Source organism: Erwinia aphidicola, assembly GCF_014773485.1.
Taxonomy (GTDB): domain Bacteria; phylum Pseudomonadota; class Gammaproteobacteria; order Enterobacterales; family Enterobacteriaceae; genus Erwinia; species Erwinia aphidicola.
Window position 1 is genome coordinate 519,629 of sequence record NZ_JACXBP010000003.1, and the last position, 23,281, is coordinate 542,909.

A 23,281-nucleotide genomic window follows, 5' to 3' on the forward strand; every position below is an offset into this window, starting at 1 on the left:
GTTGACCTGCACGCGATGCTGTGCGTAAATTGTTCATCGCCCGCACGGGCACATTACAGGAAAAATTGCGTGAATAGCGCTATGTCATTTAAAAAACGTCAGAAAACCGGAAGCATGACGCGAGTTATCTTGCTGGTGAGTTTTATCATCTTGTTAGGACGCCTGATCTTCGTAGTACCCGGTGCTATCGAGCATCATCAGCAGAAAAAACTGCTACCTGCGAACCCAGTCAGCGTCGTTAACGACAAATAGCCACTGCCGGGTGGCCATGCAGCAAACGCTTTTCGGAGCTTTTGCTGACCCGCTGATGCCCAAAATCAGCTAAGCTATATGCGCTCCGCTTCCCTCTTTATACCTGAAAACCCTCAGGCTGCAGCTCACGCTTCTGCCGTCTGGAGTGGTTAAAGTTCAGTCTGACAAAAGGATGTTGTATGTCCGTAGCGCCTTCTCATGTTCAGCAGTTAGCTGAAGTTCGCAGCCGTATTCTGAACCTGCTGCTGAATGATAAAGACCTCGTCGATACCCTGCTGGAACGCCCGCTGCGCGAGTCCGAGGCTGAAGCTGAGGCGCATCGCGAGCAGGTTGAAGAGATTAAAGCCACGCTTCCGGTACTGCACGCGGCCGATATTGCTGACCTGCTGGAGGCCCTGCCCGAGGATGAACGCCTGGCGCTATGGCGGCTGATTGGCAACGATCGCCGCGGCCGGGTGCTGGTTGAAGCCTCAGAAAACGTCTGGGAAAGCCTGATTGAGGAGATGAGCGACCGCGATCTGCTGCGCGCCATCAAACCGCTGGATATCGACGAGCAGGTTTATCTGGCTAAGTATCTGTCGCGCGACCTGACCGGGCGCCTGCTGACCTCGCTGGATCCGGAACTGCGTTCGCGCGTGCTCGACGTGGTGGATTTCGACCGCGACCGCGTTGGCCGCATCATGGATTTCAAGCTGGTCACGGTGCGCGCCGACGTGACGCTGGCGACCGTTCAGCGTTTTCTGCGCAGTAAGAAAACCATCCCCGACGGCACGGACAAGCTGTTTGTCACCGGAAAAAATAACAAGCTGCTGGGCGAACTGCCGCTGACGGAAATCCTGCTGAATACTCCGGAAAAGCGGGTGTCGGAGGTGATGAACGCCAAACCCACCACCTTTCTGATTGACGATAAAGCGGAAGACGCGGCCGGTGCCTTCGAACGTTATAACCTGATCTCCGCCGCCGTTATCGATGCCAAGGGCAAGCTGATGGGGCGCGTCACTATCGAAGATGTCGTCGACCTGGTCAACGAAACCAACGACAGCAGCATGCGTAAAATGGGTGGGGTTAATCCTGAAGAGGATGTGTTTGCCCCGGTGCGAAAAGCCGTGCGTACCCGCTGGGCCTGGCTGGCGGTCAACCTCTGCACTGCGTTTGTTGCCTCACGCGTAATTGGCCTGTTCGAGGCGACGATTTCCCAACTGGTGGCGCTGGCCGCATTAATGCCTATCGTCGCCGGGATTGGCGGCAACACCGGCAACCAGACTATCACCATGATTGTGCGCGCCCTCGCCCTGCATCAGGTGGAACCCGGAAACTTCTCGTTCCTGATAGGGCGCGAGCTTGGCGTGGCGCTGATTAATGGCCTGTTCTGGGGCGGCATCATGGGGGGCATTACCTGGGCAATGTACGGCAACCCGGCGCTGGGCGGCGTGATGATGCTGGCAATGGTGCTGAATCTGCTGCTGGCGGCCTTGATGGGGGTGCTGATCCCCCTGCTGATGACCAAATTCAAGCGCGACCCGGCGGTGGGTTCCAGCGTGCTGATTACCGCGCTAACCGACACCGGTGGCTTCTTTATCTTCCTCGGGCTGGCCACGATCTTCCTGCTGCCCTGATCGCAGGATGTGACGCACTTTGTTATAAAATGATAATTAATGGTTTAATCTGTGACTTATCGCGCAGAACAAATTCCCCGCAGCGCCTAACCTAACAAAAAATAACAAACCTGCACGTTAATTAACTTCCGAAGGTTGAGGATCCCCTCAGCGTTCGGAAGGCGGTTTGCTATTGCCTGAAAAAGGACATCACCCTACCCCAGCTAAAGGATGCTCTATGAACTCATCAGCCACGGTTCAACCGCAGATAACGGCCGCAGACGACAGGGAAGAAACTATCTGGCGCCGCGCCGTCTGGCGCATTCTGCCTATCCTCACCGTCAGCTACATTTTTGCCTATCTCGACCGCATCAATGTGGGCATTGCCAAACTTCAGATGTCCAGCGATCTGGCATTTTCTGAAACGGTCTATGGCCTGGGCGCCGGGATCTTCTTTATCGGTTTCTTCTTTTTTCAGATCCCCAGCAATATGGCGCTGCATCGCTTCGGCGCGCGCCGCCTGCTGGCCGCGCTGCTGATCTCATGGGCGGTGATCGCCCCGCTGACCGCGCTGGTGGCGACACCGTTCCAGTTTTACGCCGTGCGCTTCCTGCTGGGGCTGACCGAATCGGGCTTTTATCCCGGCGTTATCCTTTACCTTTCGCTGTGGTTCCCCTCCTACCGCCGCGGCAAGATGTTTGCGCTGTTTGCCGCCGCCGTGCCGCTATCGGGACTGCTTGGCGGACCGATTTCGGGCTGGATCATGGAGTATTTCCATAATGTGCAGGGCATCGCCGGCTGGAAATGGCTGTTCATTATTCAGGGAACCCCTTCCCTGCTGATTGGCCTGCTGGTGTTCTGGCTGCTGCCGGACCGCATCGACACTGCCCACTGGCTCAATAGCGAGGAGAAAGCGCTCATCGCTGAACGTCTGCGTGAGGATGCGGTACAGGAGCCTGCCGGGGCGCAGGCCAGCCTCGGAGCCGTGCTGCGTAACGGCAAGCTGTGGCTACTGACCTTTATCTACTTCTGCCTGATTGCCGGGTTTTATACCGTCAGCTTCTGGCTGCCGACGCTGGTGCGCAATGCCGGCGTTGAGGATGTGTTTACCGTGGGTCTGTTAACCGCTATCCCTTACGCAGCGGCAATTGTCACGATGATTGTCGCCTCGCGCAGCGCGGATAAGCACCGCGAGCGCCGCTGGCATCTGGCGCTGATAGCGGTGATGAGCGGCGTGGGCATGGTGATCTCCGCGCTCTACAGCGACAACCTGTGGGTGGCGATGTTTGGCCTGACGCTCGGTGCCGCTGGCGGCCTCAGCACGCTGCCGCTGTTCTGGAGCCTGCCAACCGCGTTTCTCGGGGGCACCATGGCCGCCGTCGGAATCGCGCTGATCAACTCGTTTGGCAACCTGGCCGGTTTTGTCGCGCCTTATATGATGGGCATCCTGACCGACCTGACGCACTCCACGCTGACCGGCATGATGATTATTTCCTGCACGCTGTTTGTCGGTGCCGCTGCGATCTTCCTGATCCCCGGCCGCATTGTTAACCGCTAATTTAACGAGGTTGAGTTATGAATATCGTCATTACCGGCGCTGCCGGATTCCTGGGAAAAAAACTGGTTGAAGCCCTGCTGGCTAAAGGCTCGCTGCGTGATGCGCAGGGCAAGTTGCAGGCCATAGAACGTATTACCGCTATTGATATCGTGCCGCTCAACGGCATCGGCGATCCGCGCCTGAAAGTGCTGAGTGGGGATATCAGTAACGCCGCCGAGCTGAAGACGCTGATTGATGAGCGGACCGACAGCGTGTTTCATCTGGCAGCGGTGGTTTCTGGCCAGGCGGAGCAGGATTTCGACCTCGGGATGAAGATCAATGTCGATGCCGCTCGTCAGATCATGGAGCGCCTGCGCGCCCTGCCGCAGTGCGTCAGGCTGGTCACCACCAGTTCAGTGGCGGTATTTGGCGGCCAGCTGCCGGATAAAGTGGCGGATAACCAGGTCTGGATGCCGCAAAGCTCCTACGGCACGCAGAAAGCGATGAACGACCTGCTGCTGTCGGACTATAGCCGCAAAGGATTTCTTGATGGCCGCAGCCTGCGCATGCCGACCATTGTGGTGCGCCCGGGAAAACCCAATGCGGCAGCCTCCAGCTTTGCCAGCGGGATTATTCGTGAGCCGCTCAATGGCGAGGCCGCCAACTGCCCGGTCAGCCTGGATACCCGGCTGTGGCTGATGTCCCCGGCAAGGGCCGTCGCCGCATTGATCCTCGGGCACGAACTGGAGCGCGCGCAGCTCGACCAGGGCCGGGTCATTAACCTGTGCGGCCTGTCGGTAACGGTTGAAGAGATGCTCGGCTCGCTGCGCCGTATCAGCGGTGATGAGGTGCTGGCGCGTATCAGCTACCAGCCAGACCAGGCGATTATCAATATCGTGAACTCCTGGCCCGGTGATTTCCATGCCGACTATGCCCGTCGCCTCGGCTTTCAGGCCAATGCCTCATTCGATGAGATGGTCAGGGAGTATCAGGAAGAGAGCGGTGGCGCTTAAGCTCTTTACTGAGGTTAAAGGTCAGTGCGGCGCCTTCATGTTGGCGGAAGCCCCGGCAAATTTCACCTCAGGTCTGCGGATCTTCTTTCTGCAGATTGTTATCGCCGAGGCCGCCGATAAACGGCAGGCGCAGCTGGAACGGCGAGATGCCCACACCGAGGTTGAGGCCGAGCACGTTGATTTCAACGCCCTCTTCAGCGCCGACGGTAAGCCCGGCGACGCCGAGCAGGGAGAGCTGCACGCCGCGCCCGGACGGCGGCAAACCGATCGGGTTGCGCAGCGAGCGGTAGTCTTTACCGATGGCGTTCGCGGGCATATTCAGCTTCAGCTCGGGGACTTCGCGGCCAATGTGCGCGAGGAAAGTGTTGCTGTTTGGGCCGGGCCAGGCATGGTAAGTCTGCGGCCACGGGTAGGAGGCTATCGCCGCTTCGATTTTAGGGATCATCGCTGCGGCCAGCGGACCGCGGCGCTCCAGCAGCACGCGCGGGCGAGCGCCGAACCAGTAGCCGTCGGGGATATTGCGGTTAAACCGCACTTTGTCGCCGCTCCCCCAGCCAATCACCTCAACGCGCTGATAATGCGTTTCCCCTTCGCGCTTGTAGATAATCCACGGATGCACCGCCACCACGCCTCTCCAGCCATAGGTTGGGGCCACGTAAACCTGAATAATGGCGCTGGCGGCATTACGCAGCGGGTCCGGGGCCTGGCCGGAAGAGTCGCGCCGCGCCGTTGCCCAGCTCTCATTGCCTGCGCTCTCCTGGCGGTTAGCCTGCGCGAGGCTGACGCCGAGCGACAGCAGCAGAATGCAGGCAAAGACCAGGCTCAGGGCTTTCAGTGAGATCATCATGGGGGTTCCTGTACTTCGCGGGCGGGTTTGATTGCCATTATGTCGGGATATGGCGGGGCTGTGGAGAAATATTTATCCGCTAACGGTAATAAAAAAAGCCGGTAACATGGCAATGTTACCGGCTTTCATCTGCGAACGTGCTGCAGTCGAGCGTTATGCGCTCAGCAGCGGCTCTGCCGTTTTCTCAACCAGTGCCAGCAGCACCTTGATGTCCTGCAGCGTCACGGTTGGGTTCAGCAACGTCATTTTCAGGCAGGTCACGCCATCCGACTCGGTCACCCCGACGTTGGCACGGCCGGAATCCAGCAGTGCATCACCAATTCTCTGGTTCAGCAGCGCGATATCGGCATCGCTGCTTTGTGCCAGTGACGCGGGACGATAGCGGAACAGAACGCTGGCCAGCTGCGGCTGCATCACCAATTCCAGCGCAGGCTGCTCGCTAACGTACTTCGCCACTTCCTGCGCCAGCGTAACGCCGTGATCGATAATCTCGGCATACTGCTTTTGCCCTAATGCCTCCAGGCCCATCCACAGCTTCAGCGCATCGAAACGACGCGTGGTTTGCAGTGATTTGGACACCAGGTTAGGCACGCCCTGCGCTTCGTCAAACTCAGAGTTCAGGTAAGCCGCCTGATAGCGCATCAGCTCATAGTGGCGCGCGTCCTTCAGCAGGAAGGCACCGCAGCTGATGGTCTGGAAGAACTGCTTGTGGAAGTCGAGAGTGATGGAATCCACCAGCTCAATGCCGTCCAGATAGTCGCGGTACTTCTCAGACATCAGCAGCGCACCGCCCCAGGCCGCATCAACATGCACCCAGATCTGGTGTTCTGCCGCCAGCGCGGCAATCTCACGCAGCGGGTCGATAGCGCCCGCATCGGTGGTGCCCGCCGTTGCCACGATAGCCAGAATCTGCTCGCCGTTAGCCTGCGCCTGCGCCACTTTGGCGCGTAAATCGTCGATGTCCATCCGCGCAAAGCGGTCGGTTTTCACCAGCGTGACCGAGCGGTAGCCCAGCCCCATCAGTGCCATATTCTTCTGCACCGAGAAGTGGGCGTTTTCAGAGCAGAACACTTTAATTTTGCTCAGATCGCCCGGCAGACCATCCTGCTGTACCGAGTGACCGATACGCGCAAAGAAGGCATCGCGTGCCAGCATCAGGCCCATCAGATTGCTCTGGGTTCCACCGCTGGTGAACACGCCCGCATCGCCAGGCTGATAGCCCACCTGGGAACGTAGCCACTCAATCAGCTTCACCTCAATAATGGTGGCTGACGGGCTTTGATCCCAGGAGTCCATGCTCTGGTTAGTGGCATTGATCAACACTTCAGCAGCCTGGCTGATCACCAGGCTCGGGCAGTGCAGGTGCGCCACGCACTGTGGGTGATGCACCGACAGGCTGTCCTTTAGGAAGTACTCAACTGCACGCTCAATCGCGGCCTGGTTGCCCAGGCCCTGAGGAGTAAAGTCCAGCTGAATGCGTTCGCGCAGCTCAGCAACAGATTTCCCCTGATACATCTCAGGCTGCTGCAGCCACTGCACCACAGCCTTGCTGGTCTGTTCAATCACCTGCTGGTACGCTTCGGTACTTTGCGCAGAAGCGGCCAGAATTGGATTTAACCGGGACATCAACTTACTCCAATCAACACTGTTTTACGCCAGAGGACAGCAGGGCGTTTTCAAATTTATCCAGGAAGACGCTCAGCTCTTCTTTGCTGATCAGCAGCGAAGGCAGCAGGCGCAGCACGCAACCGTTACGGCCGCCGCGCTCCAGGATCAGACCGTGACCGAAGCAATGCTTCTGGACCAGTGCAGCCAGCTCGCCGTCAGCCGGGTGGCAGCCCATCTGATCCGGTGCTTCCTCAGGTTTAACCAGCTCAATACCGATCATCAAACCTAGACCGCGCACGTTGCCGATGACCGGGTAGCGTTTCTGCAGCTCAGCCAGCTGGCCTTTCAGCCACTCGCCCTGCTCTGCCACTTTGGCCGCAACGTTGTTTTCCTTCAGGATCTTCAGCGTGGTCAGGCCGGTTGCCATCGCCAGCTGGTTACCGCGGAAGGTGCCGGTGTGATGGCCAGGCGACCAGGCGTCGAACTCTTTCTTGATACCCAGCACGGCCAGCGGCAGACCGCCACCCACAGCTTTGGACATCACGATGATGTCTGGCTCAATGCCTGCGTGCTCGAAGGCGAAGAATTTACCGGTACGGGCAAAGCCAGCCTGCACTTCATCCAGAATCAGCAGGATGCCGTGCTCTTTGGTCACTTTGCGGATGCGCTGCAGCCACTCAGCCGGAGCCGGGTTGACGCCGCCCTCACCCTGAACGGCTTCGAGGATCACCGCCGCAGGCTTGCGCACGCCGCTCTCAACGTCGTTGATCAGGTTTTCGAAGTAGTAAGTCAGCGCTTTAACGCCAGCATCACCGCCAATACCCAGCGGGCAGCGGTAAAGATGCGGGTAAGGCATAAACTGCACTTCTGGCATCATGCCATCAACCGCTTCTTTCGGAGACAGGTTGCCGGTTACGGAGAGCGCACCGTGGGTCATACCATGGTAGCCGCCGGAGAAGCTGATCACGCCAGCACGGCCGGTCACTTTTTTCGCCAGTTTCAGCGCAGCTTCAACGGCATCGGCACCAGACGGGCCGGTAAACTGCAGGCAGTACTCTTTACCCTGGCCTGGCAGCAGTGACAGCAGGTACTCTGAGAACTGATCTTTCAACGGGGTTGTCAGGTCAAGCGTATGTAACGGCAAGCCGCTGGTAATGACATTCTGGATACTTTGCAACACATCAGGGTGGTTATGTCCAAGTGCCAGCGTTCCCGCACCGGCCAGGCAATCAAGATATTGATTATTCTCAACATCCGTGATCCAAACGCCCTGGGCTTTCGCAATTGCAAACGGCAATTTGCGTGGATAACTCCTAACATTCGATTCAAATTCAGCCTGACGAGCCAAATAGGTTTCATTGTTTGCGTTTAATGTAGTCGCACCTGAATTATCAATACGGACTTTATCCGTCATCATATCTCTCCTACAACCAGGGTCTCATTGGTACCGCGGTTGAATAAATGTAATAAGAAAAAGACTATGTAAAAAGCGCGGCCACAATATAGCTTTTTGCCCCACATCTCAATGATTTATTTTGTTTAGATTTGTAGGGTTTTTATCATGCTAATCAATAGCTTGCTTTAAGCCTAACCGATCGTGCTGTCTACCACACCTAAGAAAGTGATTAATAATGCAGCAAATCGAGGGTGCGGGAGAGGGTAAGTGGCTCAGAGGAAAGAAGAAAGCGTCTACGGCGAGGATTAATTATAACAATTAAATAACCTATGAATTTTGTAAGGAAAAGCAAATTCCGCGCGGACTACACTGGGGCGTTACCCATGAGCCAGATTAAAGATGAATAGTGTTAACTGAACCCTGCCGAAATCTGCTGAGGATCAAGCGCAGTATTTCGGCACGGAGTGCATCCTGATTATTTCAGGCCTTGGGCATTGAGCATTTTCACCGTGGCATCCACGTCTATCTCATCTTCCGAGAAGATGAGCGTCGTTCCCTGGAAAGTGGTGATCGCCAGTTTTTTCAGCGAGCGCATCTCGCCCGGTTCTGCGGCGGCTTTTGGCCTGATGCTGTTCATCAACAGGCCGACGGAGAGCACCGCGTTTTCTTTATCAATACGGGTATCGGCCGGCACTTCTTCGCTGTAGACCAGCCAGGACTTGATTGAGGTAAGCTTAAGGCGCTCCCCCGCGATAAAGATGTGGTTACTTTCCGCGGCCACTTTCACCGCAAACGCCGATAAGCCCTTGGTATTAGTGGTCGGCTCGAAGGTGACGGCCGCATCTTTCTTGATCAGATCGGGATTGACGACCTTGATCACATGAAAATAACGGTTATCGCCGTTTTCATCTTTGATAAAGCCAAAGCCTTTATCTTTAAACCAGGTTGTGATCGTTCCATTCATCGCCATTACCGTCTACCTAATCGTTTATTCATACTCTAAATAACTCACGTCCCCGCGTGGGGCCTACTAACAAGTGTACTCAATTTTTCAGCGCGCAGTGTAAAGCACAACGCCCGCGCAGACCACGCCTTTGCTGTCAGTCTGGGCGAAAAACTCCCCGTGCGCGAGGCTACTCGTTACCCCATTGATTGAGGAAGTTGGCGATATCATCAATGCGCTGCGGGTCGATGTTGGCTTCAACAGCCATCTCTTTCTGCCCTTCCTCGCTGATCTCTTCATTATTCATCAGGCGGGTCAGCAGCAGCTGGAAGTAAAGCGCCAGAGAATCACGCTCTGCTTCACTCACCGGCTTAGCGCATTCGGTCGCATACTCATCGGCGATATCATAATATTTCAGCGGGACATCATTATGCATAACAGACTCCTGGGGTAAATTTACGCCCGACAATGGCCGGGTCGTCTGGCCGCGATTTTACCTTAACCAGCCAGGCTTGTCCTGCTGACGCGTTGGGATTCGCAACCCGGCTGAAAATTCTTTATCATCCGCTGCCACTTCTCCTGCAGGCAATTTAATGTCTACGATTATCGATACTTTTATTGCCCCGCCCTGTCATGAAGAGATCGCGATCCTCTGGCAGGACGATCATCTGCTGCTGATCAATAAGCCCAGCGGGCTGCTCAGCCTGTCGGGGAAGAATCCGCAGAATCTCGATTCGGTCCATTATCGGCTGGTGCAGACCTTTCCGGGCTGTACTTTGATCCACCGTCTGGATTTCGGCACTTCCGGGCTAATGGTGATTGCCCGCAATAAAGCGATCAATGCCGCACTCTGCCAGCAGTTCAGCCAGCGCAGCGTGACCAAAATATACAGCGCGCTGCTGTGCGGACATCTGGAAAACGATGAAGGGATCATTGACGCGCCGATCGCTAAAGATCCGGCGCTGTTCCCACTGATGTCGATTTGCGCCATCAGCGGCAAGCCTGCCCGCTCGCGCTATCGGGTGGTTGAGCGCACGGTGCACTTACTGGCAGAGGGGGCAAGAGTGCCGGTAACGCGGGTGCAGCTGATGCCGGAAACCGGGCGCACCCACCAGCTGCGTATTCACTGCCAGCAGCTGGGGCACCCTATTTTGGGCTGCGACCTGTATGGCGGCCTGTCACAGCCCGGCATTCAAAGCGCGCCACGGCTGATGCTGCACGCCAGCGAGCTGCACTTTGTTCATCCCGTGAGTGGAGAACGGATCGCAGCGCGCAATGAAAGCCCGTTTTAGCCAAGCTCCGTCATTACCACATCAGATCGTCGGGCACTTTGAAGTCCGCATACGGATCTTCTTCGTCCTGCTCTTCCTGGCTCAGCGCACTGTTCAATACGATACTGTTGGCATCGCGCTGGGCGATTTTATCGGCCACGCTGGCGGGGATGATGGCATACTGGCTCTCACCGCTGGTGTCGTTGACCAGACGAGCAATCGCCAGACGGCCGTTAATCAGCTGTGCCTGAGTGTCCTTGTCTACCGCGATTTTTTTAATCAGATTGTTATCGGTGAAGTTAAAATCAATATCGCCTCTTGAGACGGTGACTTTATTCATTTCAATCAACTGCTTCACCTGCGCTTTGTACTCTTTCGATAGCGCCGCCTGCTTTTGCTGTTCGCTGAGCTGCTTGTCCCGCTCAATCTGCGCTTTTTTATTCTCTTCTACTGCCTCTCTGGCTTCACGCGCCTGAACGCGGGACTTTTTCGCCGTTCTCTCTACCTTGGCCAGTTTCTTACTGGACACCAAACCCGCTTTCAGCATCTGCTCTTGTAGAGTGAGTTTTGTCATTTCCGCTCTCGAATCCATTAAATAATAGCGGAGGATTATACCCGCAATTGCCCAGGCTGTACCAGGCAGTCGCCGATCATCCCCGGCTTTCTGACAGATTACGTGGCAAACCCGGCAGCCACGTTATCCCTGGCGTAAGGTTTTTAGCCTCTCAAGCGGTATGAACCCTGTCACAAAACGCGCATCAGGTTTTTTGCCCGAAACCGACACGCTAACCCAGAGGCGCTTTGTTAATGGCCCGTTAACGCTTAATGCAGCCAGTTGTTAACAGAAATTGATGCGTCAAACGCATCAGTCTATGAGTTTATTGCGCTTATTTACTTTATTTCGCTGATTCAGTCTGCAGAAACAGGCGCGCTACAAGCGTCAATAACAAACTGGAGATAAAGATGCTTTCCTCTCACGCACCCATGACAAATCGGGCGAGATTTAGCGCGATCCTGCGCGTTACCTCTGGCAACTTTCTTGAGCAATTTGATTTCTTCCTGTTCGGATTTTATGCCACCTACATCGCCCATACCTTTTTCCCGGCCAGCAGTGAATTTGCCTCGCTGATGATGACCTTCGCGGTGTTTGGCGCTGGCTTCCTGATGCGCCCCATCGGGGCAGTGGTGCTGGGCGCCTATATTGATAAAGTCGGCAGACGTAAAGGGCTGATCGTCACCCTGTCGATCATGGCGGCCGGCACCTTCCTGATCGTGCTTATTCCGTCTTATCAGACCATCGGAATTTGGGCGCCGTTGCTGGTGCTGTGCGGTCGTTTATTGCAGGGGTTCTCGGCCGGCGCCGAGCTAGGTGGCGTCTCCGTGTACCTCGCCGAGATTGCCTCACCGGGGCGTAAAGGCTTTTACACCAGCTGGCAATCCGGCAGCCAGCAGGTCGCCATTATGGTGGCAGCCGCGATGGGCTTCGCGCTGAATGCCCTGATGGAGGAGAGCGCTATTCGCGACTGGGGCTGGCGCCTGCCCTTCCTGTTCGGCTGCCTGATTGTGCCGTTCATCTTTTTCCTGCGTCGCAAACTGGAAGAGACCGAAGAGTTCAGCGCCCGTCGTCGTCACCTGGCGATGCGCGAGGTGTTTACAACCCTGCTGACAAACTGGCAGGTGGTGATAGCCGGCATGCTGATGGTCGCCATGACCACCACGACGTTTTATTTGATCACCGTATATGCCCCGACCTTCGGCAAAAAAGTGCTGATGCTCAGCGCCTCTGACAGCCTGCTGGTTACCCTGCTGGTCGCGGTATCTAACTTTCTCTGGCTGCCGATCGGTGGCGCCCTCTCCGACCGCTTTGGCCGTAAGCCGGTGCTGATCGCCATGGCGCTGCTGGCGCTGGTAACAGCCTACCCTGCACTCAGCCTGCTGGCTGAAGAGCCCAGTTTCTCCATGATGCTTACGGTGCTGCTGTGGCTCTCATTTATTTATGGCCTTTACAACGGCGCGATGATCCCGGCCTTAACGGAGATTATGCCAGCGGAGGTTCGGGTCGCCGGTTTCTCGCTGGCCTACAGCCTGGCGACGGCCATATTTGGTGGATTTACCCCGGTTATCTCTACCGCACTGATTGAATACACCGGCGACAAGGCATCACCAGGCTACTGGATGGGCTTTGCTGCACTGTGCGCCTTGCTGGCGACGCTGTATCTGTATCGTCGCAGCACCTTATCACTGCAACCCACCGCCTGAATCAGGGAGTTCGTTATGCACAAAATAGTTCGTTCACTGTTCGCCATACTGCTGCTTTGCTGCGCCAGCTCCGCCGCGCTGGCCAAAGAAGTGACCGTGATGATTTCCGGCGGCTTTAAGGCCGCTCTGGAAAAACTCGCCCCGCAATTTGAAGCCAGCAGCGGTGATAAAATCACGCTGGTATCCGGCCCCTCAATGGGTAAGACGCCGCAGGCGATCCCCTCGCGGCTGGCACGCGGAGAGAAGGCCGATGCGGTGATTATGGTCGGCGACGCGCTGGAAAATCTGGAAAAAGATCGCAGGATCCGCCCGCATTCACGCGTGGAGCTGGCCGACTCGCCGATTGGTATGGTGGTGAAACAGGGCGATGCGCCACCCGAGATTAAAACTGATGCGCAACTGCGTCACACCCTGCTTAACGCCCGTTCTGTTGCTTACTCTGACAGTGCCAGCGGACGCTATGTCAGCAGCCAGCTGTTTAAAAAGCTGGGCATTGAGCAGGAGATGAAGGAGAAAGCCCATCAGGTTGAACGCATTCCGGTGGCCTCAGAGGTGGCAAAAGGCCATTATGCGCTCGGTTTCCAGCAGGTGAGTGAACTCCTGCCGGTCGCGGGTATCACCTTTGTTGGCGAACTGCCTGACAATGTCCAGTACATCACGCGCTTTGCCGGGGCGGTCACCGCCAATGCGCAACATCCTCAGGAAGGTAAAGCGCTGCTGGAATTTCTCTCCTCCGCCGCGGCGCAAAAGGTCATTCACGCCAGCGGGATGCGATCCGTCAAGAGTGAGCAACGCTTGAGGGCGAGTGATACTGTTCAGTAATCAGGTTTTCCAGCTCGGTGGCTAACCAGGACTGCATGCGCCCGTTTCGCCTGATCAGGCCAACGGTGCGCTTCACCACCGGATCGGTGAGCGCCAGCTGAGTCAGCACTGAATGCCCGGAGCGCGGCATCGACATGGCGGGTACGGCGGCAATGCCGATCCCCGCCTCCACCATGCCCAGCATGGTGGTGACATGGCGGGTTTCACAGATGCTGGGGCGCTCAGGCGTGATGTGCTCCAGCTTCTGATCCAGCAGATTGCGGTTGCCGGAGGTCTTATCCAGACCGACATAATCCTGCTGATAAAACTGGCGCCAGGTCAGACTTTTGCTGCCTGCAAGCGGGTGATCGCGCCGGCAGGCAGCCACATAGACATCTGCAACCAGCGGCAAAAATTCGAGGTCGGGTTGCAGGCTGGTGGCAAAGCTGATACCAAAATCAGCCTGACCGCGGGTCACGGCTTCGATGACATTGCCTGCGCTGCTATCGATAAGCTTGACGCGCACGCGGGGAAAGCGGGCCTGGAAACGGCGGATGACGTCCGGCATAAAGTAATAGGCCGCGGAAGGCACCGTGGCCACGGTCACGACCCCCCTGCGTTCCTCGCTGACTTTATTGATATCCGCTAATACTGACTCCACGTTGATCAGCAGCTGCTCTGAACGCTCCGCAAAGGTCTGCCCGTAAAGGGTCAGGGTGACGCGGCGGGTGGTTCTGTCGAACAGTTTAATGCCCAAAGCGGATTCGAGCTTCTCTATCCGGCGGCTCAATGCGGATTGGGAGAGGCAGATGGACTCCGCGGCAAGCCGAAAATTTCCATATTCAATCAGCGCGCGAAAGGCATAGAGATCGTTAAGATCAAAATTAACGGGCATAGCGGCAGACAATCCATTCAGGGTCAGCAAGGCGTAGAGCAGAAATCATAGTCAGTTATGGCGCAACGGCAACCTTTATCCTTGCTTGGTGCCGGGTGATGCAGCGGATAGCTGAAAGGCGATTAATATTGGGCATAAAAAAGCCCGCAGGTACGCGGGCTTAGCGGTGATTTATGGCTTAATCATGCCGGGAGGTTAAATTATTCCCACTCAATCGTCGCCGGTGGCTTACCGGAGATATCGTAAACCACGCGCGAAATACCATCGACTTCATTGATGATGCGGTTGGAAACGCGGCCGAGGAAGTCGTACGGCAGGTGTGCCCAGTGCGCGGTCATAAAGTCGATAGTCTCGACCGCACGCAGGGAAACCACCCAGTCGTACTTACGGCCATCGCCCATCACGCCGACAGAGCGCACCGGCAGGAACACGGTGAACGCCTGGCTCACCTTGTTATACAGGTCAGCTTTATGCAGCTCTTCGATGAAGATAGCATCGGCGCGACGCAGCAGGTCGCAGTACTCTTTCTTCACTTCGCCCAGTACACGCACGCCAAGGCCCGGGCCCGGGAACGGGTGACGGAACAGCATCGCGTGCGGCAGGCCGAGTTCCAGACCGATTTTACGCACTTCGTCTTTGAACAGCTCACGCAGCGGCTCAACCAGGCCCATCTTCATCTCTTTCGGCAGGCCACCGACGTTGTGGTGTGATTTGATCACGTGCGCTTTGCCGGTGGCAGACGCGGCGGATTCAATCACGTCCGGGTAGATGGTGCCCTGTGCCAGCCACTTCACGTCTTCCAGCTGCAGCGCCTGCTCGTCGAACACTTCAACAAACACGCGACCGATGATCTTACGTTTGGCTTCCGGCTCGGCTTCGCCCGCCAGCGCGTCGAGGAAGCGTTTTTCACCTTCCACATGGATAATGTTCAGACCGAAGTGGTCGCCAAACATCTCCATAACCTGCTCGGCTTCGTTCAGGCGCAGCAGGCCGTTATCGACAAATACGCAGGTCAGACGGTCGCCAATCGCGCGGTGCAGCAGCATCGCGGTCACGGAGGAGTCAACGCCGCCGGACAGGCCGAGGATCACTTTGTCGTTACCCACCTGCTCGCGCAGGCGTTCAACGGCATCTTCGATGATTTTCGCTGGGGTCCACAGCGCTTCACACTGGCAGATATCGCGCACGAAGCGCTCCAGCAGGCGCAGGCCCTGACGGGTGTGGGTCACTTCCGGGTGGAACTGCACGCCGTAGAAACGCTTCTCTTCGTTGGCCATAATGGCAAACGGGCAGCTGTCGGTGCTGGCAACGGTGACGAAGTCAGACGGGATCGCCGTCACTTTGTCGCCGTGGCTCATCCACACGTCCAGCAGCGGCTTACCGCCAGCGCTGATGGCGTCTTCAATGTCGCGGGTCAGCGCGCTCTGGGTTCTTACTTCCACCTGCGCGTAACCAAATTCGCGCTCGCTGGAACCTTCCACTTTACCGCCCAGCTGCTGCGCCATGGTCTGCATGCCGTAGCACACGCCCAGCACCGGCACACCGGCGTTAAACACGTAGTCTGGCGCACGCGGGCTGCCATGCTCGGTGGTACTTTCCGGGCCGCCGGAGAGGATGATGCCGTTCGGGTTGAACCCGCGGATCTGCTCTTCGGTGACGTCCCACGCCCACAGTTCACAGTACACGCCCAGTTCACGCACGCGGCGCGCAACCAGCTGAGTATACTGTGAACCGAAATCGAGGATCAGTATGCGATGCTTATGAATATTTTCCGTCGTCATTGGGCTATTCCAGGGCGATGTAGTACAAATTCGGGATTAGGTTTATAACGCCCGGCTCTGAGCCGGGCGGGCAATACGGGGTTGTTATGAACCCATACGGTAGTTCGGGGACTCTTTGGTGATGGTCACGTCGTGAACGTGGCTCTCCTGAATCCCGGCACCGCTGATGCGAACGAATTCCGCTTTGGTGCGCAGGTCGTCGATAGTAGCACAGCCGGTCAGACCCATACAGGAACGCAGGCCGCCCATTTGCTGATGCACGATAGCCTTCAGGAAGCCTTTGTAAGCCACGCGGCCTTCGATCCCTTCCGGCACCAGTTTGTCAGCGGCGTTATCGGTCTGGAAGTAGCGGTCTGAAGAGCCTTTAGACATAGCGCCCAGTGACCCCATGCCGCGATAGGACTTGAATGAACGGCCCTGGTACAGCTCGATTTCGCCCGGAGATTCGTCAGTACCGGCCAGCATTGAGCCAACCATCACCGCAGAAGCGCCGGCGGCGATAGCTTTGGCAATGTCGCCCGAGAAGCGGATACCGCCATCGGCGATAACCGGAATACCGGTGCCTTCCAGCGCAGCGACCGCGTCAGATACGGCGGTGATCTGCGGCACACCCACGCCGGTCACGATGCGGGTGGTACAGATTGAGCCAGGGCCGATACCGACTTTCACCGCGCTCACGCCCGCTTCCACCAGCGCCAGTGCGCCAGCGCCGGTTGCCACGTTACCGCCGACGATCTGCAGGTCAGGATATTTTTCACGGGTAGCACGAATACGCTGCAGCACGCCTTCGGAGTGGCCGTGAGAGGAGTCGATCAGCAGCACGTCAACACCGGCTGCGACCAGCGCATCCACGCGCTCTTCGTTACCGGCACCGGCACCGACGGCGGCACCGACGCGCAGGCGTCCGTGTTCGTCTTTACAGGCGTTCGGTTTACGTTCGGCTTTCTGGAAGTCTTTAACGGTGATCATGCCCAGCAGATGGAAGCTGTCATCCACCACCAGCGCTTTCTCGACGCGTTTTTCGTGCATTTTGTGCAGCACCACTTCGCGCGCTTCGCCCTCTTTCACCGTGACCAGGCGCTCTTTCGGCGTCATCACGGCAGAAACGGGCAGGCTCAGGTCGGTCACAAAGCGCACGTCACGGCCGGTGATAATCCCCACCAGTTCGTTATTGCCGTTTACTACCGGGTAGCCGGCAAAGCCGTTACGTTCGGTCAGCGCTTTCACTTCGCTCAGGGCAGTGGTAGGCAACACGGTCTGCGGGTCGGTGACCACGCCGCTTTCGTGTTTCTTCACCTTGCGCACTTCTTCAGCCTGGCGCTCGATGGACATGTTTTTGTGGATAAAGCCCAGACCACCTTCCTGCGCCAGTGCAATAGCCAGACCCGCTTCGGTCACGGTATCCATTGCAGCGGACAACATAGGAATGTTTAAACGGATAGTTTTGGTGAGCTGGGTGCTGAGGTCGGCCGTGTTTGGCAGTACAGTCGAGTGGGCAGGAACGAGCAGAACGTCGTCAAATGTCAGGGCTTCTTTAGCGATTCTTAGCATGGCAATATCTCAACCTCAGGGTGAATGAGAACTTGTAAAATATTGCCGCGGCATTATACAGGCCGTAATCGATTGCCTCCAGCATTATTTACCAAAAAGTCTTGATCCCCTCAGTGAGCCATGTAGTATCGGTTAATTAACCCTCTGATTTAAAGTTTGATCTTCATCACATGTCGCTACCGCCAACCGCCAATATTTTTACCGTCAGCCGTCTGAACAGCACAGTGCGCAAGCTGCTGGAGATGGAAATGGGCCAGGTCTGGCTGAGCGCGGAGATCTCGAATTTCTCCCAGCCCTCTTCCGGTCACTGGTACTTCACCCTGAAGGATGATGGTGCCCAGGTGCGCTGCGCGATGTTTCGCAACAGCAACCGCCGCGTCACCTTCCGCCCACAAAACGGCCAGCAGATTCTGGTGCGTGCCACCATCACGCTGTATGAACCGCGCGGCGATTACCAGCTGATTGCCGAGAGCATGCAGCCGGCCGGCGATGGTCTGTTACAGCAGCAGTTCGAGCAGCTGAAGCAGCGCCTGATGGCCGAAGGTCTGTTTGAGCAGGGCCATAAGCAGCCACTGCCGGACCCGGCGCGTCAGGTTGGGGTCATCACCTCCGCCAGCGGTGCCGCGCTACACGACGTCCTGCGCGTGCTGCAGCGACGCGACCCGTCACTGCCGGTGGTCATCTACCCAACTCAGGTACAGGGCAGCGATGCCCCCTCAGGCATCGTCAGGGCGATTGAGCTGGCGAACGCGCGCAATGAGTGTGATGTATTAATTGTCGGGCGCGGCGGCGGCTCGCTGGAAGATCTGTGGAGCTTTAACGACGAACGCGTGGCGCGGGCGATTTTTGCCAGCCGCATTCCAATCGTCAGCGCCGTCGGCCATGAAACCGACGTCACCATTGCCGATTTCGTCGCCGACCTGCGCGCGCCGACCCCTTCCGCCGCGGCGGAGCTGGTCAGCCGCAATCAGATTGAGCTGCTGCGCCAGTTGCAATCCCAGCAGCAGCGCATGGAAATGGCGATGGATTACTACCTTGCGCAGCAGCAGCGCACCTTCACGCGCCTGCAGCACCGCCTGCAGCAGCAGCACCCGCAGCTGCGCCTGGCACGCCAGCAGACGGCGCTGATGAAGCTGCAGCGCCGTCTGGACGACGCCGTGCAGCAGCAGCTGCGCCAGGCAACGCGCCAGCAGGAGCGGATCGGCCAGCGCCTGAACGCCATCCGCCCGGAGATGCGCATTGAGCGCGCCAGCCAGCAATTGCAGCAGTGGCACTACCGCCTGCAGCAGGCGATGCAGCAGCAGCTTAACGGCAACAAACAGCGCTTCGGCAATCTTGCCGCCCAGCTGGAGGGCGTCAGCCCGTTAGCGACGCTGGCACGCGGTTTCAGCGTCACCACCGCGGCCGACGGCAAGGTGATCAAAAAAACCAAACAGCTGCACCCCGGCGACACGCTGAAAACCCGTCTTGACGACGGCTGGGTGGAGAGTGAAGTGACCGCGATTACCCCGGAGAAAAAAACGCGCAGGCGCAGCGCCTGAAGCCAGGAGGGTTCTGCCCTCCTCTTCCCCCCATTTCCCCCATTCGGCCCACGCGAAACTATACTTGTCTGACATTCCTCGTTAAGCAAGGAGCCTGTTATGCCTTATGGCGTGATCCCCCCGTATATCCTGCGCAAGATTATTGACCACGGTTCTTCCCGCCAGCAGAGCTGTGCGCGTCAGACGTTGACCCACGTACAGACCCTGATGAATGAGAGCTGGCAGACGCCGCACTCAGCCACCACCGCCACGCCGGGCAGCGTAGAGCGTGAAATCTACGATGCCGGGCAGACGCAGAGCCTGCCGGGCACGCTGGTGCGCAGTGCCAGCCAGCCCGCCGCCGGCGATGTGGCGGTGAACGAAGCCTGGGACTACCTCGGTATTACCTATGATTTTTTCTGGAACGCCTACCAGCGCAACTCCCTGGATAACAAGGGTCTGACGCTGCTTGGCACGGTCCATTACGGTAAGGATTACCAGAATGCCTTCTGGAACGGGCAGCAGATGGTGTTTGGTGACGGCGATGGCGAAATCTTTAATCGCTTTACCATCGCACTCGATGTGGTGGGCCACGAGCTGGCGCACGGCGTGACGGAAACCGAGGCCGGGCTGATCTATTTCGAACAGGCCGGGGCGCTCAACGAGTCGCTGTCCGATGTGTTCGGCGTGCTGGTCAAGCAGTATCACCTGCAGCAGAGTGCCGACCAGGCCAACTGGCTGATTGGCGAGGGGCTGCTGGCGGAGGGGATTAAGGGGCGCGGCCTGCGCTCGATGTCCGAGCCGGGCACCGCCTACGACGATCCGCTGCTGGGTAAAGATCCCCAGCCCGGCCATATGCGCGATTACATTCAGACACGCGACGATAACGGCGGCGTGCACCTTAATTCCGGCATCCCTAACCGCGCCTTCTACCTGGCCGCCGTGGCGCTGGGTGGCTTCGCGTGGGAGCTGGCGGGCTATGCCTGGTACGATACGGTCTGCGATAAAACGCTGCCGCAGAATGCCGATTTCAAAACCTTCGCGCAGTTCACTATTCGCCACGGCGAGAAACGCTTTAACCAGGCCACGGCGGCGGCGATTGAGGAGGCCTGGAAACAGGTGGGTGTGCTGACATGAAACAGCCAGAATTAAGCGATGACGCGATTATCGATGTGGCGCGTGAAGGGGGCTTTGCCCTGATACCTAAGCTGGCTGAGCCACGCCGTTTTGCGCTGTCGCAGCTGGCGGCAGCGCAGAAAGAGCGGGTGTGCGAGGTGATGCGCCAGGCGCTTCCGCTGGGCGAACCGGAAGACCACCAGGCCGCGCTGGGGCGCGGCGACCAGCGCTATTTTCGTATTCAGATTAGCTACAGCACGCAGCAGTCCGCAGGCGCTATCGTGATACTGATCCCCGAACAGCTGGCGCCGCCGGAGCTGGAATCGCTGTGGCGCGATGGCTAACAGGCAAAAAAATACCCCTTCATCGCTGAAGGGGTATGCGTGACATCGGGTTAGCGGCCAGGCCGCTGCCGTTAGTTGTCCAGTGCGTAAGCGATCACGTAATCACCACGGTCCGGCGACTGACGAGCGCCGCCTGCGGAGATCAGGATGTACTGCTTACCGGTTTTCGGTGATTTGTAGCTGATTGGGCCACCCTGGCTGCCCACAGGCAGACGGGCTTTCCACACTTCTTTACCGGTAGAGGTATCGAAGGCGCGCAGGTAGTAATCCTGAGTGCCTGCGATGAACACCAGGCCACCCTGGGTTGCCAGCGTGCCGCCCAGAGTTGGCATACCAACCGGCATTGGCGCACGCATTTTGATACCAAATGGACCGGTATCCTGCACGGTACCGACTGGCACCTGCCAGACGATTTTCTGCGTCTTCATGTCGATCGCCGACAGCGTACCGAACGGCGGCTTCTGGCAAGGAATGCCCAGCGGCGACATAAAGCGGTTTTTATTCACCGCGTACGGCGTGCCTTTCATCGGCACCAGGCCCATGCCGGTATTCACGGCTTCACCACCGTTACTGACCGCACCATCTTTCGCTGGCGCTGCTGGCACCATCTGCTGCCAGAGGCCCAGGCGCATATCGTTGACGAAGATCAGGTTATTGTTCGGGTCGGTCGACAGGCTACCCCAGTTCATCCCGCCCAGAGAGCCAGGGAAGCTGAGTGACTTATCGGTACCCGGCGCCGTGTAGAGTCCGGAATAACGCATGGATTTGAAGCTGATACGGCAGGCCAGCTGATCAAACGGCGTGGCGCCCCACATATCCGACTCGGTCAGCGTTTCGTTGCCGATTTGCGGCATGCCTACTGAGCGCGGCTGGGTTTTAGCATACTGCTCGTTCGGGATGTTAGCCTGCGGAACCGGCTGTTCAACCACGTCAGTCAGCGGCTTGCCGGTTTGACGATCCAGCACGTAGATCTGACCAGACTTGGTGCCAATGACCACCGCTGGCGTGGTGCTGCCATCTTTATGCGGGAAGTTGATCAGGCTTGGCTGCATCGGCAGGTCGAAGTCCCACAGATCGTTATGCACGGTCTGATAAACCCACTTCTCTTTACCGGTGGTGGCGTCCACGGCCAGTACGGAGGCACCGTATTTGTGATCCAGCTTGGTGCGATTGACGCCCCACAGGTCAACAGACGAGCTGCCCATCGGAATGAACACGGTGTTCATATCGGGATCGTAAGACATGGGTGCCCAGGAGTTAGGCGTGCTGCGCGTGAAGTGCTCGCCCGGCATCAGGATCGCATTCGGGTCGTCTTTGCCTGGGTCGAACGCCCAGCGCATTTTACCGGTGATGACGTCAAAGCCACGCATCACGCCGCCAGGCATATCGGTGCTAACGTTGTCCGCCACGCGGCCACCAACCACAACGGTGGTGCCGGCCAGCGTCGGTGCCGACGTCAGTACGTAGCTCGGATCTTTGGCTTCGCCCATACCTTCCAGCAGGTTAACGCTGCCGTTGTTACCGAAGTCTGCACAGAACTTACCGGTATCAGCGTCTAAGGCAATCAGACGGCTGTCGATGGTGTTCATCAGAATACGGCGCTGACAGGCCGCACCGGCAGGCAGGTCGATTGCCGCCGGAGGAACAGATCCCGGTACTTTAGGCTGCGTCAGTGGTTGGGTAGCATCAAAGTAAGCCAGGCCACGGCAGCGCATCCAGACCGAGGATTTCGCATTGATGTCCGCTTTCCAGATCTGCTTGCCGCTGTCGGCTTCCACTGCAATCACGTTGTTATGCGGAGTACAGAGGAATACGGTGTTGCCGACCTGCAGAGGTGTCTGCTGGTCTTCTGCGCCGTTACCGTCCGGGCTGAGTGGCGTATCGCCAGTGTGGAAAGTCCAGGCCACTTTCAGATCTTTCACGTTATCGCGGGTGATCTGGTCCAGCGCCACAAAGCGGCTGCCGCCCGGGGTGTTGCCGTAGTTATCCCAGTTTTTCTGCTCGGCGGATTTATCCACCGGAACCAGCGGCAGCTCCTGACCGTTTGCTGCCACGGTCGGATGCGGCTGGAACATGCCATACACAGTTGCCAGCAGGCCAACCACCATCACCGCGCTCAGGCCATAGGCCACTTTCGCAGCGGGTGCTTTACCCTCACGCTTGCGCAGTGCCGGGAAGGTGATCAGCGCCAGCAGGAACATGCCTGCCGGGAACATCAGGCGCGAAACCAGCTGCCAGAAGTCGAGACCAGCATCCTGCACTGCCCAGATCAGGGTACCGATAAATACCAGCGCAAAAATCAGTACCGCAGAAGATTTGCGGCGGAAGAACTGAACGGCGGAAATCACGATGAGGATGCCGGCAATAACGAAATACCAGCTACCACCGAGTGAGGCTAATTTCCCACCACCAATGACAAAGTAGAGGCCCGTTGCCAGCAAAATTAAGCCCAGCAAGAAGCACCACAAGCCCAGCCATTTAGATGACCCGGCAGTTGATTGAGGCATAGCAGAAATACTCCTGGAGAATAAGGCGTAGCAATGTTCAACGTC

20 protein-coding genes are annotated in these 23,281 nt (G+C 57.5%); 10 read left to right on the forward strand and 10 right to left on the reverse strand.

Going from position 1 to position 23,281, the window contains the following annotated elements; translation table 11 throughout:
• Nucleotides 1-69 precede the first annotated feature (69 nt).
• The 4 genes from ID864_RS23705 (at nucleotide 70) to denD (ending at nucleotide 4,397) form a co-directional block, all read left to right on the forward strand.
• A complete protein-coding gene (locus tag ID864_RS23705; protein ID WP_048915202.1) occupies nucleotides 70-252 on the forward strand; it encodes a YfgG family protein in 183 nt (60 codons plus the stop codon).
• A gap of 179 nt (nucleotides 253-431) precedes the next feature.
• Nucleotides 432-1,868: a magnesium transporter gene (gene mgtE / locus ID864_RS09650; protein WP_048915201.1), complete on the forward strand. Its 1,437-nt coding sequence runs from the start codon at nucleotides 432-434 to the stop codon at nucleotides 1,866-1,868.
• A 217-nt stretch (nucleotides 1,869-2,085) separates the two neighbouring features.
• Complete coding sequence (locus tag ID864_RS09655) at nucleotides 2,086-3,405, forward strand: MFS transporter (protein WP_099754924.1); 1,320 nt, start codon at nucleotides 2,086-2,088, stop codon at nucleotides 3,403-3,405.
• Between the two features lie 17 nt (nucleotides 3,406-3,422).
• Nucleotides 3,423-4,397, forward strand: a complete 975-nt coding sequence (gene denD, locus ID864_RS09660; RefSeq protein WP_191149766.1) for a D-erythronate dehydrogenase — start codon at nucleotides 3,423-3,425, stop codon at nucleotides 4,395-4,397.
• Nucleotides 4,398-4,464: 67 nt separating this feature from the next.
• On the opposite strand, the gene ID864_RS09665 is transcribed toward denD, so the two are convergent.
• From ID864_RS09665 to ID864_RS09685, 5 genes are all read right to left on the reverse strand, one after another.
• The gene (locus ID864_RS09665; protein ID WP_133625029.1) at nucleotides 4,465-5,241 is read right to left on the reverse strand and encodes a DUF3750 domain-containing protein; all 777 of its coding nucleotides are present in this window, start codon (nucleotides 5,239-5,241) and stop codon (nucleotides 4,465-4,467) included.
• A 156-nt stretch (nucleotides 5,242-5,397) separates the two neighbouring features.
• Nucleotides 5,398-6,870: a pyridoxal phosphate-dependent decarboxylase family protein gene (locus ID864_RS09670; protein WP_191149767.1), complete on the reverse strand. Its 1,473-nt coding sequence runs from the start codon at nucleotides 6,868-6,870 to the stop codon at nucleotides 5,398-5,400.
• Nucleotides 6,871-6,883: 13 nt separating this feature from the next.
• Nucleotides 6,884-8,266 (reverse strand): diaminobutyrate--2-oxoglutarate transaminase, encoded by a 1,383-nt coding sequence (locus ID864_RS09675; protein ID WP_099754925.1) that lies wholly within the window; start codon nucleotides 8,264-8,266, stop codon nucleotides 6,884-6,886.
• A gap of 457 nt (nucleotides 8,267-8,723) precedes the next feature.
• Complete coding sequence (locus ID864_RS09680; protein WP_099754922.1) at nucleotides 8,724-9,218, reverse strand: cold-shock protein; 495 nt, start codon at nucleotides 9,216-9,218, stop codon at nucleotides 8,724-8,726.
• A gap of 163 nt (nucleotides 9,219-9,381) precedes the next feature.
• Nucleotides 9,382-9,627 (reverse strand): YmjA family protein, encoded by a 246-nt coding sequence (locus tag ID864_RS09685; protein WP_048915193.1) that lies wholly within the window; start codon nucleotides 9,625-9,627, stop codon nucleotides 9,382-9,384.
• Between the two features lie 157 nt (nucleotides 9,628-9,784).
• Between ID864_RS09685 and ID864_RS09690 the strand changes: the two genes are divergently transcribed.
• Complete coding sequence (locus ID864_RS09690) at nucleotides 9,785-10,483, forward strand: RluA family pseudouridine synthase (RefSeq protein ID WP_191149768.1); 699 nt, start codon at nucleotides 9,785-9,787, stop codon at nucleotides 10,481-10,483.
• Between the two features lie 13 nt (nucleotides 10,484-10,496).
• Here the strand turns inward: ID864_RS09690 and ID864_RS09695 are convergent, their stop codons facing one another.
• The gene (locus ID864_RS09695; protein ID WP_099754919.1) at nucleotides 10,497-11,036 is read right to left on the reverse strand and encodes a DUF2058 domain-containing protein; all 540 of its coding nucleotides are present in this window, start codon (nucleotides 11,034-11,036) and stop codon (nucleotides 10,497-10,499) included.
• A gap of 389 nt (nucleotides 11,037-11,425) precedes the next feature.
• On the opposite strand from ID864_RS09695, the gene tcuC reads away from it, so the two are divergent.
• Nucleotides 11,426-12,721 (forward strand): MFS transporter, encoded by a 1,296-nt coding sequence (gene tcuC / locus ID864_RS09700; protein WP_048915190.1) that lies wholly within the window; start codon nucleotides 11,426-11,428, stop codon nucleotides 12,719-12,721.
• A 15-nt stretch (nucleotides 12,722-12,736) separates the two neighbouring features.
• Nucleotides 12,737-13,543 (forward strand): substrate-binding domain-containing protein, encoded by an 807-nt coding sequence (locus ID864_RS09705; protein WP_048915189.1) that lies wholly within the window; start codon nucleotides 12,737-12,739, stop codon nucleotides 13,541-13,543.
• On the opposite strand, the gene ID864_RS09710 is transcribed toward ID864_RS09705, so the two are convergent.
• From ID864_RS09710 to guaB, 3 genes are all read right to left on the reverse strand, one after another.
• Nucleotides 13,500-14,417, reverse strand: coding sequence for a LysR family transcriptional regulator (locus ID864_RS09710; protein WP_191149769.1), 918 nt, complete (start codon nucleotides 14,415-14,417; stop codon nucleotides 13,500-13,502). The genes ID864_RS09705 and ID864_RS09710 overlap by 44 nt on opposite strands.
• A 200-nt stretch (nucleotides 14,418-14,617) precedes the next feature.
• Complete coding sequence (gene guaA / locus ID864_RS09715; RefSeq protein ID WP_048915187.1) at nucleotides 14,618-16,198, reverse strand: glutamine-hydrolyzing GMP synthase; 1,581 nt, start codon at nucleotides 16,196-16,198, stop codon at nucleotides 14,618-14,620.
• Between the two features lie 84 nt (nucleotides 16,199-16,282).
• Nucleotides 16,283-17,749, reverse strand: a complete 1,467-nt coding sequence (guaB, locus tag ID864_RS09720) for an IMP dehydrogenase (RefSeq protein WP_048915186.1) — start codon at nucleotides 17,747-17,749, stop codon at nucleotides 16,283-16,285.
• A 170-nt stretch (nucleotides 17,750-17,919) separates the two neighbouring features.
• Between guaB and xseA the strand changes: the two genes are divergently transcribed.
• From xseA to ID864_RS09735, 3 genes are all read left to right on the forward strand, one after another.
• Nucleotides 17,920-19,290 (forward strand): exodeoxyribonuclease VII large subunit, encoded by a 1,371-nt coding sequence (gene xseA / locus ID864_RS09725; protein WP_191149770.1) that lies wholly within the window; start codon nucleotides 17,920-17,922, stop codon nucleotides 19,288-19,290.
• A gap of 99 nt (nucleotides 19,291-19,389) precedes the next feature.
• Nucleotides 19,390-20,406 carry a M4 family metallopeptidase gene (locus ID864_RS09730; RefSeq protein ID WP_191149771.1) on the forward strand — a complete coding sequence of 339 codons (1,017 nt, stop codon included), beginning with the start codon at nucleotides 19,390-19,392 and terminating at the stop codon, nucleotides 20,404-20,406.
• A complete protein-coding gene (locus ID864_RS09735) occupies nucleotides 20,403-20,729 on the forward strand; it encodes a protealysin inhibitor emfourin (protein WP_048915183.1) in 327 nt (108 codons plus the stop codon). The genes ID864_RS09730 and ID864_RS09735 overlap by 4 nt, the downstream gene beginning before the upstream one ends.
• Before the next feature lie 71 nt (nucleotides 20,730-20,800).
• On the opposite strand, the gene ID864_RS09740 is transcribed toward ID864_RS09735, so the two are convergent.
• Nucleotides 20,801-23,236, reverse strand: a complete 2,436-nt coding sequence (locus ID864_RS09740; protein ID WP_048915182.1) for a glucose/quinate/shikimate family membrane-bound PQQ-dependent dehydrogenase — start codon at nucleotides 23,234-23,236, stop codon at nucleotides 20,801-20,803.
• Between the last annotated feature and the right edge of the window lie 45 nt (nucleotides 23,237-23,281).

Bases quoted from the DNA above. Each gene is read 5' to 3' on its own strand.
- ID864_RS09740 (WP_048915182.1), bottom strand. From the start codon at position 23,236: ATGCCTCAATCAACTGCCGGGTCATCTAAATGGCTGGGCTTGTGGTGC.
- ID864_RS09670 (WP_191149767.1), bottom strand. From the start codon at position 6,870: ATGTCCCGGTTAAATCCAATTCTGGCCGCTTCTGCGCAAAGTACCGAA.
- denD (WP_191149766.1), top strand. From the start codon at position 3,423: ATGAATATCGTCATTACCGGCGCTGCCGGATTCCTGGGAAAAAAACTG.
- ID864_RS09665 (WP_133625029.1), bottom strand. From the start codon at position 5,241: ATGATCTCACTGAAAGCCCTGAGCCTGGTCTTTGCCTGCATTCTGCTG.
- ID864_RS09690 (WP_191149768.1), top strand. From the start codon at position 9,785: ATGTCTACGATTATCGATACTTTTATTGCCCCGCCCTGTCATGAAGAG.
- ID864_RS09695 (WP_099754919.1), bottom strand. From the start codon at position 11,036: ATGACAAAACTCACTCTACAAGAGCAGATGCTGAAAGCGGGTTTGGTG.
- mgtE (WP_048915201.1), top strand. From the start codon at position 432: ATGTCCGTAGCGCCTTCTCATGTTCAGCAGTTAGCTGAAGTTCGCAGC.
- ID864_RS09655 (WP_099754924.1), top strand. From the start codon at position 2,086: ATGAACTCATCAGCCACGGTTCAACCGCAGATAACGGCCGCAGACGAC.
- ID864_RS09705 (WP_048915189.1), top strand. From the start codon at position 12,737: ATGCACAAAATAGTTCGTTCACTGTTCGCCATACTGCTGCTTTGCTGC.
- ID864_RS09735 (WP_048915183.1), top strand. From the start codon at position 20,403: ATGAAACAGCCAGAATTAAGCGATGACGCGATTATCGATGTGGCGCGT.
- xseA (WP_191149770.1), top strand. From the start codon at position 17,920: ATGTCGCTACCGCCAACCGCCAATATTTTTACCGTCAGCCGTCTGAAC.
- tcuC (WP_048915190.1), top strand. From the start codon at position 11,426: ATGCTTTCCTCTCACGCACCCATGACAAATCGGGCGAGATTTAGCGCG.
- ID864_RS09685 (WP_048915193.1), bottom strand. From the start codon at position 9,627: ATGCATAATGATGTCCCGCTGAAATATTATGATATCGCCGATGAGTAT.
- ID864_RS09680 (WP_099754922.1), bottom strand. From the start codon at position 9,218: ATGGCGATGAATGGAACGATCACAACCTGGTTTAAAGATAAAGGCTTT.
- guaA (WP_048915187.1), bottom strand. From the start codon at position 16,198: ATGACGACGGAAAATATTCATAAGCATCGCATACTGATCCTCGATTTC.
- ID864_RS09730 (WP_191149771.1), top strand. From the start codon at position 19,390: ATGCCTTATGGCGTGATCCCCCCGTATATCCTGCGCAAGATTATTGAC.
- guaB (WP_048915186.1), bottom strand. From the start codon at position 17,749: ATGCTAAGAATCGCTAAAGAAGCCCTGACATTTGACGACGTTCTGCTC.
- ID864_RS09675 (WP_099754925.1), bottom strand. From the start codon at position 8,266: ATGACGGATAAAGTCCGTATTGATAATTCAGGTGCGACTACATTAAAC.
- ID864_RS09710 (WP_191149769.1), bottom strand. From the start codon at position 14,417: ATGCCCGTTAATTTTGATCTTAACGATCTCTATGCCTTTCGCGCGCTG.